11 protein-coding genes are annotated in these 13,601 nt (G+C 69.4%); 6 read left to right on the top strand and 5 right to left on the bottom strand.

From position 1 onward, the window contains the following. Positions 1-1,296, top strand: coding sequence for a sulfate adenylyltransferase subunit 1 (locus NOCYR_RS07465; protein WP_014349747.1), 1,296 nt, complete (start codon positions 1-3; stop codon positions 1,294-1,296). Positions 1,297-1,298: 2 nt separating this feature from the next. After that, positions 1,299-2,156, top strand: coding sequence for a sirohydrochlorin chelatase (locus NOCYR_RS07460; protein ID WP_014349746.1), 858 nt, complete (start codon positions 1,299-1,301; stop codon positions 2,154-2,156). Positions 2,157-2,394: 238 nt separating this feature from the next. Here the strand turns inward: NOCYR_RS07460 and NOCYR_RS07455 are convergent, their stop codons facing one another. Then, positions 2,395-3,348, bottom strand: a complete 954-nt coding sequence (locus NOCYR_RS07455) for a helix-turn-helix transcriptional regulator (RefSeq protein ID WP_014349745.1) — start codon at positions 3,346-3,348, stop codon at positions 2,395-2,397. A gap of 92 nt (positions 3,349-3,440) precedes the next feature. Between NOCYR_RS07455 and NOCYR_RS07450 the strand changes: the two genes are divergently transcribed. After that, positions 3,441-3,860 carry a VOC family protein gene (locus tag NOCYR_RS07450; RefSeq protein WP_014349744.1) on the top strand — a complete coding sequence of 140 codons (420 nt, stop codon included), beginning with the start codon at positions 3,441-3,443 and terminating at the stop codon, positions 3,858-3,860. Between the two features lie 15 nt (positions 3,861-3,875). Here NOCYR_RS07450 and NOCYR_RS07445 read toward each other — a convergent pair whose 3' ends face one another. Together NOCYR_RS07445 and NOCYR_RS07440 are read right to left on the bottom strand one after the other, a co-directional pair. Next, positions 3,876-4,679 (bottom strand): HAD family hydrolase, encoded by an 804-nt coding sequence (locus NOCYR_RS07445; RefSeq protein ID WP_014349743.1) that lies wholly within the window; start codon positions 4,677-4,679, stop codon positions 3,876-3,878. A gap of 87 nt (positions 4,680-4,766) precedes the next feature. After that, positions 4,767-5,342: a QsdR family transcriptional regulator gene (locus NOCYR_RS07440; protein ID WP_014349742.1), complete on the bottom strand. Its 576-nt coding sequence runs from the start codon at positions 5,340-5,342 to the stop codon at positions 4,767-4,769. A gap of 171 nt (positions 5,343-5,513) precedes the next feature. On the opposite strand from NOCYR_RS07440, the gene NOCYR_RS07435 reads away from it, so the two are divergent. Further along, the gene (locus NOCYR_RS07435) at positions 5,514-6,485 is read left to right on the top strand and encodes a phosphotriesterase family protein (protein WP_014349741.1); all 972 of its coding nucleotides are present in this window, start codon (positions 5,514-5,516) and stop codon (positions 6,483-6,485) included. A gap of 44 nt (positions 6,486-6,529) precedes the next feature. Continuing rightward, complete coding sequence (locus NOCYR_RS07430) at positions 6,530-8,071, top strand: class I adenylate-forming enzyme family protein (protein ID WP_014349740.1); 1,542 nt, start codon at positions 6,530-6,532, stop codon at positions 8,069-8,071. 156 nt (positions 8,072-8,227) lie between these two features. Here the strand turns inward: NOCYR_RS07430 and NOCYR_RS27885 are convergent, their stop codons facing one another. Beyond that, positions 8,228-10,627, bottom strand: a complete 2,400-nt coding sequence (locus tag NOCYR_RS27885) for an Hsp70 family protein (protein ID WP_148280559.1) — start codon at positions 10,625-10,627, stop codon at positions 8,228-8,230. Between the two features lie 498 nt (positions 10,628-11,125). On the opposite strand from NOCYR_RS27885, the gene NOCYR_RS07420 reads away from it, so the two are divergent. After that, entirely contained in the window at positions 11,126-11,887 is a 762-nt protein-coding gene (locus NOCYR_RS07420; RefSeq protein ID WP_014349738.1) for an SDR family NAD(P)-dependent oxidoreductase, read from the top strand. 125 nt (positions 11,888-12,012) lie between these two features. Here the strand turns inward: NOCYR_RS07420 and NOCYR_RS07415 are convergent, their stop codons facing one another. Further along, on the bottom strand, positions 12,013-13,599 hold the full coding sequence (locus NOCYR_RS07415; RefSeq protein WP_014349737.1) for an FAD-dependent oxidoreductase: 1,587 nt from the start codon (positions 13,597-13,599) through the stop codon (positions 12,013-12,015). Between the last annotated feature and the right edge of the window lie 2 nt (positions 13,600-13,601).

Here is a 13,601-nt window from a genome sequence, read left to right as displayed (position 1 = left end):
ATGTCCGACCTATTGAGGCTGGCCACCGCCGGTTCTGTCGACGACGGTAAGTCCACCCTGGTCGGACGTCTGCTCTACGACACCAAATCCGTGCTGGCCGACCAGATCGACGCCGTCACCCGCGCGTCGGTGGACAAGGGTCTGTCGACGCCGGATCTGTCGCTGCTGGTCGACGGCCTGCGCGCCGAGCGTGAGCAGGGCATCACCATCGACGTCGCCTACCGCTACTTCGCAACGCCGAAGCGTTCGTTCGTGCTGGCCGACACCCCCGGTCACGTGCAGTACACCCGCAACACCGTCTCCGGGGCGTCGACCGCGCAGCTGGTGATCCTGCTGGTGGACGCGCGCAAGGGCGTCATCGAGCAGACCCGCCGCCACGCCGCGGTGCTGGCGCTGCTCGGTGTGCCGAAGCTGGTGCTCGCGGTGAACAAGATCGACCTGGTCGACGACGCGGCGACGGTGTTCGCCGAGATCTCCGCCGAGTTCAACAAGCTCACCAGCACGCTGGGCTGGTCGAGTGAGGACGTGCTGGAGATCCCGGTCTCCGCGCTGCACGGCGACAATATCGCCACCCGCTCGGACAACACCCCGTACTACGACGGTCCCTCGCTGATCGAGCACCTGGAATCGGTGCCGGTCGACGCCGACAGCTCCGGCGCGCATTCGCTGGGCCTGCGGTTCCCGGTGCAGTACGTGATCCGCCCGCGCACCGCCGAATACCCCGACTACCGCGGCTACGCGGGCCAGATCGCGGCCGGTTCGGTCTCCCCCGGTGACGAAGTGGTGGTGCTGCCCTCGGGTATCCGCACCACCGTTGAACGCATCGACACCCCCGATGGTGAGCTGGCCGTGGCCCAGCCCGGGCGCAGCGTCACGCTGATCCTGGCCGACGAGGTCGATATCTCGCGCGGCGACCTGATCGCCTCCCCGGCCGATGCGCCGGAACCGATCGACACCTTCGACGCCACCGTGTGCTGGCTGGGCGACAAGCCGCTGCGTGCGGGAGCCCGGCTGCTGCTCAAGCACGGCACCAAGACCACTCAGGCGATCGTCGGCGAGCTGATCGAACGGTTCGACGAGCAGCGGCTGTCCGCGGCGCCGACCCCGGAATCGCTGGAGCTCAACGACATCGGGCGCATCTCGGTGCGGGTCGCCGAGCCCATCGCGGCCGACGACTACCGGGTGAACCGGCACACCGGCAGCTTCTTGCTGATCGACCCGTCCGGCGGCAACACCCTCGCCGCAGGCCTGGTGGGCGATGCGCTGACCGCGGTCGAGGTCGGAACCGGGGCCTGACGGTGACCGCGGCTGTCCCGGCGAGGATCGGGCACGGTGCGGGCGGCTTCGGCGCGCCCGCACTGATCGCGGTCGCGCACGGTAGCCGCGACCCGCGCTCGGCCGCCACCATGGCGGCGGTGACCGCGCAGCTGGCGGCCGCGCGCCCGGATCTGGATGTGCGGCTGGCGTTTCTGGATCTGAACGCGCCGTCGGTGGATCAGGTGATCGATGCCGTGGCGGCGCAGGGACATACCCGCGCGATCGTCGTGCCGTTGTTGCTGGGCAGCGCATTTCACGCGCGGGTGGATCTGCCCGGGTTGCTGGCGGGTGCGTCCGCTCGGCATCCACGGCTGGAGTTGACCCAGGCCGATGTTCTCGGCGCGGACCCACGGTTGGTCTCGGCATTGCGGGACCGGGTGATCGCCGCTGATCATGCGGCGGGCCGGATGGCCGACAGGACCATCGCCTACGGAACCGTCAGTGACCACAGTGGCGGCAGCCGTCGCGCCGGCCCGCTGCCCGATTCCCGGCTCGGCGTCGCTGTCGCGGCGGTGGGTTCCTCATCGGATGCGGCCAATGCCCGCACCGCCGAGGTGGCCCGGATGCTCGCGGCTGCGACCGGATGGACGACCGAGATCTGCTTCGCCACCACGGGACCATCGGTAGCCGAGGCCGCCGCACGACTTCGTGCCCGCGGCGCCGAACGGGTACTGGTGGCGCCATGGTTCCTCGCGCCCGGCCTGCTCACCGACCGGCTGGCCGACCAGGCGCCGGAGCTCGAGCACGCCGAGGTGCTCGGACCACATCCGGCATTGACCGACGTGGTGCTGGACCGCTACGACGCCGCCGCACACGAGACGCTGTTGCGTTCGGCCTGAACTGTTTCCGCGCGTCCGGACCCGCTATCGCCCGGCTGCCGCGCTTGCTGTCACGCACCATGCACGGCAACCTCGTGGCTCGCGCCCAACCCGGCCGCTCGACCATGGCTCCACTGCGCAGCACCGTAACCGGCAGGTGTGAGCCGATCGCGTCGGCGAACAGCTGACGCCGGTCACGGCATGCGAGGCCCCCTGACGTCGTGCCTCGAATGTCGCACAGGGTCGGTACGGCACGTGGTCAGAGACCCGCTCCGGCGTAGCGGTCGACCAACGCCGCACCGATCCTGGCCAGCTCGGCGCGGACGTCCGGAGGCCCGAGGACCTCGATCGAATCGCCCCAGCCCGCCAGCTGCTGGGCCACCATCCAGGCCGTCGGCGCGGTGATCCGGACCTGGATGCGTCCGGCGTCGACCGGGCCGTCCACGACGCAGTGGCGCCCCTGCTGATCGCGCAGGATCGGGAGTAATCGCGGGCTGATGAGTACTGTCGCGGCGACGGTCGATCGCTGCCGCTCCACCTCCTCGACCACCTGTTCCCAGGCCTGTTCGAGGTCGAAGTCCGACGGCCACTCGAACGACTCCGCGGTGACGATAAGCTCGCCGATGCGGTCGACCCGGAAGGTTCGCGGGCCGCGGTCGGTGCCGGCCATGAGGTACCAGATGCCGTCCTTGTCGACCAAGCCCAGCGGATCGACCACGCGCCGCGACTGCTCGCCGGTGCGCGTGCGGTAGTCCAGTCGAACCTTGGTGCGCTGCACGACGGCTCGTTGCAGGGTCTGGACCTCGGCGGGCAGTTCGCGTTCGGTGGCGCCCCAGCGCGAGGGGTCGATGACGACGGCGTCGGCAGCGGCTTCGGCCTCGCCTCGGAAGGTCTGCGGTAATGCGCGCACCAGTTTGCGCAGCGCCGCCTTCGCCTCCGGCTGCGCACCCGCCGACGGGCCCGCGAGCAGGAACAACGCCCGCGCCTCGCCCGCCGTCAGGCCGCTCAGATCGGTGCGCGCTCCCCCGATCAACTGCCATCCGCCACCGCGCCCCGGCTGCGGATACACCGGGATCCCCGCCGCCGACAGCGCCTCCAGATCCCGGCGCGCGGTGGCCACCGACACCTCGAGTTCGGCGGCGATCTCGGCGGCGGTGACCCGGCCCCGGTTCTGCATCAGCAGCAGGGTGGCCACCAGACGATCGGCTCGCATGTCTCACATTCTGCCGATAAAAGTGCTCATTCGGTGCGCACTTTGGCCGCGAGGATGGAGTCATCACATCGAACCGAAGAAGGAGACCGACAATGTTGCGAGGAATGGCGACCGTGAACTTCTACGCCGACGATCTGGAGGCCGCGAAGGACTGGTACACCGAGGTATTCGGCATCCCGCCCTATTTCCACGTGCCCGGCGGGTACTACGAGTTCCGCATCGGCGACTACCAGCAGGAATTCGGCCTCATCGCGGGGGCGTACGCACCGAAGGGCAGGCGGAAACCGGGCGGCGCCATCCTGCACTGGCACGTCGACGACCTCCAGGCCGCCTTCGATCGCCTGCTCGAACTCGGCGCCACCGTCTACGACCCGATCACCGAGCACGGTGATGGCACCGGATTCATCACTGCGTCGGTGGTCGATCCGTTCGGCAACGTGCTCGGCATCATGTCCAACCCGCACTACCTCGAGGTGCTGGCCGAGACCGGCCCGGCGACGGTGCCCGCCTGACGGGCGGCTCGCGGTCTACGGCCGGAACCAGCGTTCGAGAATCTTCGCGACACCGTCGGCGGTGACGTCGGCGGTGACTTCATCGGCCAGGTCGCGGATTTCGGCCGGGCCGTTCGCCATGGCCACCGAATGCGCTGCCCAGGTGAGCATTTCCCGGTCGTTGTAGCCGTCGCCGATGGCCAGCGTCGCCGAAGCCGGAACGCCGAGGGCGACTCGCAGCTGTTCCAGCGCCCAGCCCTTCGACACTCCCTGCCGCGCCACGGTGAGCCACGGCCCGTACTCGCCGTACACCCAGCCGGCACCGGGTACCCGCAGGAAGGTCAACAGTCGGCGCAGTTCCTCGGCCGAGCCCTCCGGCCACCAGCCGTTGAGCCGTGGCGTGGGTTGGCTGCACAGCGTGCGATCGTCGACCACCAGGTACTCGCCGCCCACGTCGTACTCGCCGGGGCTGAATCCGGTTGCCCAGGTGCCGATCCCGACCCGCTCCACGGCCAGGATCATTTCGGGGAACAGATCACGTAGCGCCCGCACCGCAGGCCCGGGATCGAAGGCGTGCACGGCCACCGGATGGCCACCGGCGACATCCACGTGCACGGCCCCGTTGGAGCACAGGGCGTGACCCTCGGTGAGGCCGAGTTCGGCCAGAACCGGCCGGGTGGTGAGCACGGTCCGGCCGGTGCTGATGACGACGTGCGCGCCCGCGGCGACAGCGGCCCGCACCGCTGCGACGACCCGCTCGCTGATCGGCTCGCCGGTGGGCATGAGCGTTCCGTCCACATCCAGCGCGATCAGCTCGGGCGCTCCCCCATTGGCTTCCACTTCCCTATTGTGCCGTCCGCGTGGGCATTTGACATCGAATTTGCACTGCGGTACCGAAAATCGCGGCCCGGCAGCGCAATCGGAACACTAGTCCCGGGCGTCGGCCTGCCTGTCGCATCCGAGCAGCAGGGCGACTATATCGAGCGCGGTCTCGATCTGCGGCACATCACCGCCCAGCAACGGCGCGTACAGGTGCACATCGCAGATGCGGACGATGGCGTCGGCCAGTACCCGGCTCGACATGCGCAGCTGCAGCTGACCCTGCTGTTGCTGTTCGTCGAGCATCTCCGCGATCAATCGCGCCGAGGTGGATTCGATGACGCCGGGCAGCAGGGCCAGGCGAATGAACACCTGCGGCTCACGGCGGGTCAGCGCGAGCAGTGGTTCCGAACTCGACACCGCTCGCATCAGCCGTTCCAGCACATCCAGAATCAGCTCCGCGCCCGTCCCCGAACCCGCCGCGATCGCCTTGCGGTAGGTGCGCTCGGTCGCCTCGGCCAGCACCGTCGCGATCAGCTCATCGCGGTTGCCGACATGCCGGTACAACGTCGCCCGCCCGATGCCGAGCGTGCGGGCCAGCACCGACATATCCAGCGGTTCACCGGCCAGATACAGCTTCGTTGCGGCATCGATCGCCCGACGCCCTTCGGAAGTAGCGATCACCCGTCCATCTCCTCATATCCCGGGACGAACCGCGAACCAACACCCGGCGTGCCCGCCGAGAAGGGGTTGACGTACGCCGCCGAGTGAGACACACTCCTTCAGTGTCTCACGAATGGTGGTACGCATCACATTCTCACCACCTTCGACCGGCGATAGCGCAGAGGAATCGCGATGCCCACAGTTGAAACCGTCCGCGGCCCCGTCGACACCGGCACCTTGGGAAAGGTGTTGATGCACGAGCACGTCTTCGTCCTCGGCACCGAAATCCAGCAGAACTACCCGGACTACCCCGGCCACTGGGACGAGGACGCGCGCGTCGCGGATGCGGTGGAGAAGCTGAAGCAGTGCAAGGCGCGCGGAATCGATACGATCGTCGACCCGACGGTGATCGGCCTCGGCCGCTACCTGCCCCGGATCCAGCGCATCAACGAGCAGGTCGACATCAATATCGTGGCCGCGACCGGCATCTACACCTACAACGAGGTCCCGTTCCAGTTCCACTACACCGGCCCCGGCCTGCTGTTCGATGTGGCCGAACCGATGGTGGAACTGTTCGTCAAAGACATCCGCGAGGGCATCGCCGACACCGGTGTGAAGGCAGCGTTTCTCAAGTGCGCGATCGAGGAGCAGGGCCTGACGCCCGGGGTGGAGCGGGTGATGCGCGCGGTCGCCCGTGCGCATGTCGAGACCGGTGCGCCGATCACCGTGCACACCAATCCGCACACCCGCTCGGGGCTGGTGGCGCAGAAGATTCTCGCCGAGGAGGGCGCCGACCTGACCAAGGTCGTCATCGGGCATTCCGGCGACAGCACCGACCTGGACTATCTGTGCGAACTCGCCGACGCCGGCTCATATCTGGGCATGGACCGTTTCGGTCTCGATGTACTGCTGCCGTTCGAGGAGCGGGTGGCCACGGTGGCGACGCTGGCCGAACGTGGTTACGCGGAGAAGATGGTGCTCGCCCACGACGCGGCCTGCTTCATCGACTGGTTCAGCGAGGAGGGCAAGGCGGCCGCGGTGCCGAACTGGAACTTCACCCACATCAGCGATGACGTGCTGCCCGCGCTGCGCGAGCGCGGCGTCACCGAGGAGCAGATCACCACCATGCTGGTCGACAACCCACGCCGGTACTTCACCGCGTGACATTCCGGCCAGGCACCCACTCCCCGACGGATTCCGGACCCACCATGACGACAGACCCCACCGTGATCGAAATCCCGCGCACCCACAACCCTTTCGGCACCGCGGGGATCGCACTCGACGCCGACGGCGTGCCGCACTACACCGACCTGCCCGCGACCCTGGTCGACCTGCTGCGTTCCCAGGCCGAGGCCGGCCCCGGAACCGAGGCGGTGGTCGAGGTCGGCGGCGAGCGGTTGACCTACCGGCAGCTGTGGGACCGGGCGTGCCGCATCGCCGGTGGCCTGCGCGCGGGTGGTCTCGCCCGTGGCGACCGGGTGGCGATCCGGTACCCGGCCGGCACCGAGTGGGTGCTCGCGTTCTGGGGTGTGGTGCTGGCCGGCGGGATCGCGGTCGCGGTGAACACGCGCTCGGCGGAGCCCGAGATCGAATTCGTCCTGGCGGATGCGGGAGTCGGCGTCGACCTCGCGCCCGGCACACCGCTACCCGACGGTGAGCCCTCTGTGGCCGAAGACCTCCGCCACGACGACATCGCGGCGCTGTTCTACACCTCGGGAACCACCGGAAAGCCGAAGGGCGTGCCAACCACCCATGAGGCGTTCCTGACCAATGCCGAGAACATGGTGCGCTGCCTCGGCCTGCCCCGTGACATCGGCGCCGGGCTGCGCACGCTGATCTCGGTGCCGTTGTTCCACGTCACCGGGTGCAATTCGCAGCTGCTGGTCGCCGCGTATCTCGGCGGCACCTCGGTGATCATGCCGGGCCGCGACGTGCCGGCGATGATCGCCGCGGTACCCGCCGAACGGATCTCGTTCATCGTCACCGTTCCGGCCATGTACGCACTGATGCTGCGGCAGCCGGACTTCGCGACCACCGATGTGTCGGTGGTCCGATGGGTCGGCTACGGCGGCGCGCCGATCGCGCCATCACTGGTCCGGGCCGTGCAGGCGGCGTTCCCGGCCGCCACGGTGTTCAACGGCTACGGCATGACCGAAACGGCCTCGCTGATGACGCTGCTGCCCGACGCCGACGCCGTCGACCACGCCGATTCGGTGGGGTACGCGGTGCCGTCGGTGCGGCTCGCGGTGGCGCCGATCGATGGTGACCCAAGTGTCGGCGAACTGCTGGCGCGGGGCGCGAATGTCACCGGCGGGTACTGGGATCGACCGGAAGCCACCGAATCGGCGCGCATGGCCGGCTGGCTGCGCACCGGCGATGTCGTGCGCGTCGACGAGGCCGGACGGGTGCACATCGTCGACCGGATCAAGGACATCATCAACCGCGGCGGGGAGAACGTCTCCAGCGTCGAAGTGGAGGCGGCACTGCTGGCGGCGCCGCAGGTCGCGGATGCGGCCGTGCTCGCGGTGCCCGACGACGTCATGGGCGAGAAAGTGGGCGCCGTGCTCTTCTCTGATGATTCGGAGATCGATATCGAAGCAGTCCTCGCGCACTGCCGAGAACAGTTGGCCGACTTCAAGGTTCCGCAGTACGTCACCGTGGTCGACGAGCCGCTGCCCCGCAATGCGGGTGGCAAGTTGCTCAAAGCCCAGCTGCGTCAACAGGTTCAGTGGGGCGCGCCGCGGCGTTGAGACGGTGACCTGAGAAGGGTCCTGCTTCCCCGTTGTGACGACAACCCGGCTGCCACAACCAGAACCCCTCGACGCTGGAGCCGGAGCCAGCGGCCGACGGTCCGCTACCGGGAATTCGGTGCGGCACCGTCGGCGCCTGCTGCGGGCGATCAGAACTCAGCGGCCGCCCGAGCCACCGCCGGAACCGCCCGACCCGCCGGAGCCCCCCGAACCGCCGCGTGATCCGCCCGAGCCGCCCTTCGAGCCGCCGCCGCGCGACCCACCCGAGGAGCTGCCGCCATCGGAGTCGCCGCCCGAGCTGCTCCGCGAGCCGCCACTGCGCGATCCACCCGACGAGCTCCCGTCCGAATCGCCACTCGAGCTGCTTCGCGAGCCGCCGCTGGTCGACCGGCTCGAACTGCCGCCGGAGGAACTGCCGCCGGAAGTACTACCGCCAGAGGAGCTTCCACCGGACGAGCTGCCGCCAGCGGAGCTGCCGCCCGAGGTCGAGCCGCCCGTTGATCCGCCCGACGTGGAACCACCGGAGGCGGAACCACCCGAAGTCGAACCGCCTGAAGCCGAGCCACCGGAGGTCGACCCACCAGAACCCGAACCGCCCGAAGCGGATCCGCCCGAGGTGGATCCACCTGAAGCCGACCCGTCCGAACCGGCCCCACCCGACGTCGATCCACCCGTTCCGGCCCCGGACGATCCGCCGGTCGAGCCATCCGATGCACCGCCGGTCGCACCACCCGACCCTCCAGTCGCACCACCCGACGCTCCGCCGGTCGCGCCACCGGACCCACCGCCAGTCGCTCCGCCAGCCGCACCGCCCGAGGAATCTCCGCCGACCGTACCCCCGGGCGCACCCGCCCCGGTCCCGGTGGACGAACCATCGCCCACTCCCCCACCGGACCCATCGCTCCCTGCTCCGGCCGATCCACCCGGAACCCCGATCCCACCGGTCGAGGGATCATTCGCGGGAATGCCGCCGGTCGATCCACCGGGGGCCGTGCCACCCGGCACCGTCGAGTCGACCGGCGTACCGGGAGTCGTCCCGCCGGGCGCGCTCGGATCGGGCCCGGTCGTACCGCCCGGCACCGAACCCGGCGTTCCGGGAACAGGACTCGACCCGTCACCGACACCGGGAATCCCACCGGGCACCGACGGCGCACCTTCGACCGGATCGCTCGGCGGGCGCACCGTCCGATCGGGCCGGCCGAACGGCATCGGGTTGCGGAACCGCGCGGGGTCGGCGTAGGTGCCGGCCAACTCGTCGGTGCGGTGCCGCCACTGCCGGTGATCGGAATGGGAGTCGATGCGGGTTTCGCCGCGGCTTTCGGCCATGGTCGGGCCCTGCGGTCGCGCATAGGCCGACGGCGAGACCATGCCGGCGTAGCCGGTCAACCGCGCGGGCATGGCCGAGGCGGCACGGACGACGCCGGAGGCCGCGTAGCCGGCGGCACCGAGGTACCCGGCCAGTCCGTGGCCGGACAGCGCGCTTCCGTCGAGCTCGACGAGCAGGGCGTCGTGCGGCATATCCAAGCGCGGGAAGCGGTCGAGTACCGGGGAGAGCTGGGTGTCGACGGTACCGCTGCCGAACATGGTGGCCGCCGACATGGCGATCGCCGAAAAGATTGCGGCGCCGGAGAACACGGGCGGGTGGAAGCTCGCTCCGGGGGCCGCGGGGGTGGCGGTGCGCGCGGCGAGGTACGCGGCGCCCGCCGCGACGGTCTGGCCGGGATCGGCCGACATGATGACGGGCTTGCCCAGTTCGGCGAGGGTGCGCGCCACCTCCGGCGGGCGGGCGGCACCGCCGACCACCAGGATCCGGCCGATATCTGACATGCTGATGCCCGCCGCCCGCACCGCCGCGCGCACGACTTCCAGCGAGTCGCGGATCTGCTCCACCCGCAGCCCGTCGGTGTCGACGATCGACGTCAAGGCGATGGACCCCGCCGTTTTGCCCTTTCCGCCGGCATAGCGTGCGATCATCGCGCCGAGCGGGCGGCCACCGAAGTCGTAGCAGCGCACCGGCTTCCCGACCATGGGGTGATCGGGCCAGTCCGGGCCCATCCGGACGACGGTGATGTCGAGGCTGTTGCCGCCGAGATCGTAGACGAGCACGAATTCCGAAGGCAGCGGCCCGTGTTCGCGTTCGAGCCATTCGGCGGCGGCGACCGGTTCCGGAACCAGCTCCACGTGGCCGATGCCGGACAGCTCCAGCGCCTGGCGCAGCAGCGCGACCTGCTTGTTCGAGTAGACCGCCGGATAGGTGGTGACCACACCGGCGCAGGGCTCGGCGGAGGCGAGCAGGCCGTGCACCACGGCCGCGATCATGTTCGCCGGCGACCAGATCCGCCCGCCGATGGTCACCGAGTCGGGATCTCGGGCCAGGTCGGCGAAATCGGTGACCGCTCCCGCGAATTCGGGGATGGCGCCGACCCGGACGCCACTGCTGCCGTCGAACGCGGCGGTGGTCCGCCTGGTTCGCACCGTCGGCCGCGGTTGCTCGGCGGTCGCCACTGCCGATACGGAGTTCACTGTGCCGATGCTGAAGCCCAGCCCTGTAGTCATTCGCTATCCCGTCAACGCACCGAGACCACGTCCCTCATGTGAAGAACCATGGGCCGCGGTCGTCTTCCAAACAGCCCCCACAGGTTAGCTGTTTCGACTCCGTTCGGATGCCTATTCGATATGAAAGGTTCAACCAATTGCGACCGCTCCGGAAAATCCCAGCTCACAGAGTTGCGTCGCTCCGGTTCAGACCCCTGGATCGATGCGATTCGGAGATCTCGTGTCGTACTCCGCAATCATTCGGCGACCTACACCGGCCTTCCGATACGAAGGCGCACACCATCTTCGGTCACCTGTCCAATGCACACCTACCAGTCGGTAACCAAAGCGTTGCCAGGCAAAGGAAATTCGACCGAGCGGTCGCTTCCGTGCGATTGGGTGACACGTCAACGCGACGACCGTTTCCCGCCAGCGCAGGCGTCGCCTGCCGGGTTGACTGGTCATCACGACGTCGTAGCGCACATCAAAAGGCAAGTACCAGAAGGGAAACCGACAACCATGGCACAACGATTCGCCGACCAGGTCGTCCTGATCACCGGAGCCACCTCGGGCGTGGGCGAGGCGGTGGCGCGGCGGGTGGCCGCCGAGGGTGCCGCGGTGGTCCTCGGCGCGCGCGGAAAGGAAGCCGGCGTGCGAGTGGCCGAGGAGATCCGCGCCGACGGCGGGCGCGCGATGTTCGTGCCCACCGATGTCCGCAACGAGGAGGAGGTCGCGGCGCTGACCCGCGCGGCCCTCGACGAGTTCGGCCGCCTCGACGCCGCTTTCAACAACGCCGGCGCCGTCACCGCCTACGGCCCGGTCGCCGAGATCGATGACGCCGCCTGGCGCGGTGAGCTCGAACTCAACCTGACCAGCGTCTTCTACGGTCTGCGCCATCAGGTTCCGGCGCTGGCGGCCTCCGGCGGCGGCGCCATCCTGAACAACGCGTCCAACCTGGGCGTGGTGGGGATGGGCTCGGTGGCACCGTACGTCGCGGCCAAGCACGGCGTCGTCGGGTTGTCCCGCGCGGTCGCGCTGGAGGCGGCCGAGCAGGGCGTGCGGGTGAACGCGCTGGTCTCCGGGGCGGTCGATACCCCGGCCTTCCGCAGTTCGATGGGTGCCACGCCGGAGGGTGAGGCCGCGATCGCGGCGCTGCATCCGCTGGGCCGCATCAGCCGGCCGGAGGAGATCGCTTCGCTGTGCGCGTACCTGCTCAGCCGGGAGGCCAGCTTCGTCACCGGTGCTGCGCTCGCCATCGACGGCGGCTTCACGGCCCAGTGATCAGCGGTCGCTTCGCACGCACCGGCCCCTCATCGGCCGATGCGTGCGAAGCGACCCCCCGACACAGCCGATCGCGCCGGAGCACACGGCTCCGGCGCGATCGCCGTTTCAGCTCAGGATCGGTGTCAGATCCGGTTGAGCAGACGCCGGACCGGGCCGGTCGGACGCAATACCGCGCCGCCGGGCCGCAATTCGGGCTGCCTGCTGCGGACCAGACGATCGAATCCGGCCGCACCACCCGACGGCGCGCGCAGCCTGCCCGCATTGAAATCGTCGGCCAGCTGCTGCACCGTCTGCTGGGCGCAGGACTTGTTGGTGCCGATGAAGCCGGTCGGGCCACGCTTGATCCAGCCGGTCACATAGGTGCCCGGCAGCACCGACCCGCCGGGCTGTTCCAGCACCCGGCCGTCGAGGTTCGGGATCACGCCCGCCCGCTCGTCGAACGGCAGACCCGGCAGCGGCACACCGCGGTAGCCCACCGAGGTGAGCACCAGGCCGGCGTCGAGCCGCTCGATCTGGTCGGTCGCCACCGCGCGGACGTTGCCGTCGGCGTCGGCGACCAGCTCGTTGCGGACCACCTCGATGCCGCTGACCTGGTCGGGACCGAGGATCTCGGTCGGCGAGGACAGGTAGCGGAACACGATCCGGCGACGTCCGCCGACCGGACGCTGACACACGCTGTGCAGCAGGCGCAGCTTCTGCTCGACCTGGTACGGCAGGCCGTCGGTGATCTCGGGCAGCTCGCCCTCGATGACGATGTCGATATCGGAACCCAGCAGGCCGACGAACTCCGGCACCGTGAACGCCGACTCCGCCGGACCGCGCCGGCCCAGGATGACGACCTCTTCGATCCGGCTGTCGCGCAGCGCGTCCAGCGCGGTCTGCGAGATGTCGGTACCGACCAGCGACTCCGGGTCGATGGTCAGGATGCGGGCCACGTCCAGCGCCACATTGCCGTTGCCGACGATCACCGCGCGCGTGCTCGACAGATCGAAGGCGCGGTTGGCGTGATCGGGGTGGCCGTTGTACCAGGCGACGAAGTCGGTGGCCGACACATTGCCGACCAGCCCCTCACCCGGGATCCCGAGCTTGCGGTCCGAGGAGGCGCCGACGGCGTAGATCACCGCGTGGTGGTAGGCCAGCAGCTCCTCGTGCGAGATGTGCTTGCCCACCTCGACATTCAGGTAGGAGCCGAAGCCGGGCTGGGCCGACATCACGTCGAAGAGCTCGCTGACCTGCCGGGTCTTGGCGTGATCGGGGGCGACGCCGTGGCGGGCCAGGCCGTAGGGCACCGGCAGCCGGTCGAACATCGTCACCGAGACGTCGGGCTGGGTGAGCAGCTCGTCGGCGGCGTACATGGCCGAGGGACCCGAGCCGACGATGGCGACCCGCAGCGGTTCGCGTTCGGTGCGGATCTCCGGCGCGGGCACCGGCTTGGCCAGAATGGGCCGCGGCCGCGACTGCCGATAGAAGTTCGCGTTGATCTCGATGAAGGGCTTCTGCTCTTCGGTGAGCTTCTTCGACGAGGTGATCGCGTCCACCGGGCAGGCCGAGGCGCAGGCACCGCAGTCCACGCACGCCTGCGGGTCGACGTAGAGCATTTCCGCGCTCAGGAAGTCGGGCTCGTCGGGCGTGGGGTGGATGCAGTTGACCGGGCAGGCGTAGACGCAGGACGCGTCGCTACAGCAGGACTGCGTGACAACGTAGGGCATGG

Origin of the sequence: Nocardia cyriacigeorgica GUH-2 (assembly GCF_000284035.1) — a bacterium.
In the GTDB taxonomy this organism is placed as follows: domain Bacteria; phylum Actinomycetota; class Actinomycetes; order Mycobacteriales; family Mycobacteriaceae; genus Nocardia; species Nocardia cyriacigeorgica_B.
This window is presented reverse-complemented; position numbering and strand designations above follow the sequence as displayed.

Coding starts and splice junctions, on each gene's coding strand:
- NOCYR_RS07435 (WP_014349741.1), top strand. CDS start 5,514: ATGCCCACAGTTGAAACCGTCCGCGGCCCCGTCGACACCGGCACCTTG.
- NOCYR_RS27885 (WP_148280559.1), bottom strand. CDS start 10,627: ATGACTACAGGGCTGGGCTTCAGCATCGGCACAGTGAACTCCGTATCG.
- NOCYR_RS07415 (WP_014349737.1), bottom strand. CDS start 13,599: ATGCCCTACGTTGTCACGCAGTCCTGCTGTAGCGACGCGTCCTGCGTC.
- NOCYR_RS07465 (WP_014349747.1), top strand. CDS start 1: ATGTCCGACCTATTGAGGCTGGCCACCGCCGGTTCTGTCGACGACGGT.
- NOCYR_RS07455 (WP_014349745.1), bottom strand. CDS start 3,348: ATGCGAGCCGATCGTCTGGTGGCCACCCTGCTGCTGATGCAGAACCGG.
- NOCYR_RS07430 (WP_014349740.1), top strand. CDS start 6,530: ATGACGACAGACCCCACCGTGATCGAAATCCCGCGCACCCACAACCCT.
- NOCYR_RS07450 (WP_014349744.1), top strand. CDS start 3,441: ATGTTGCGAGGAATGGCGACCGTGAACTTCTACGCCGACGATCTGGAG.
- NOCYR_RS07420 (WP_014349738.1), top strand. CDS start 11,126: ATGGCACAACGATTCGCCGACCAGGTCGTCCTGATCACCGGAGCCACC.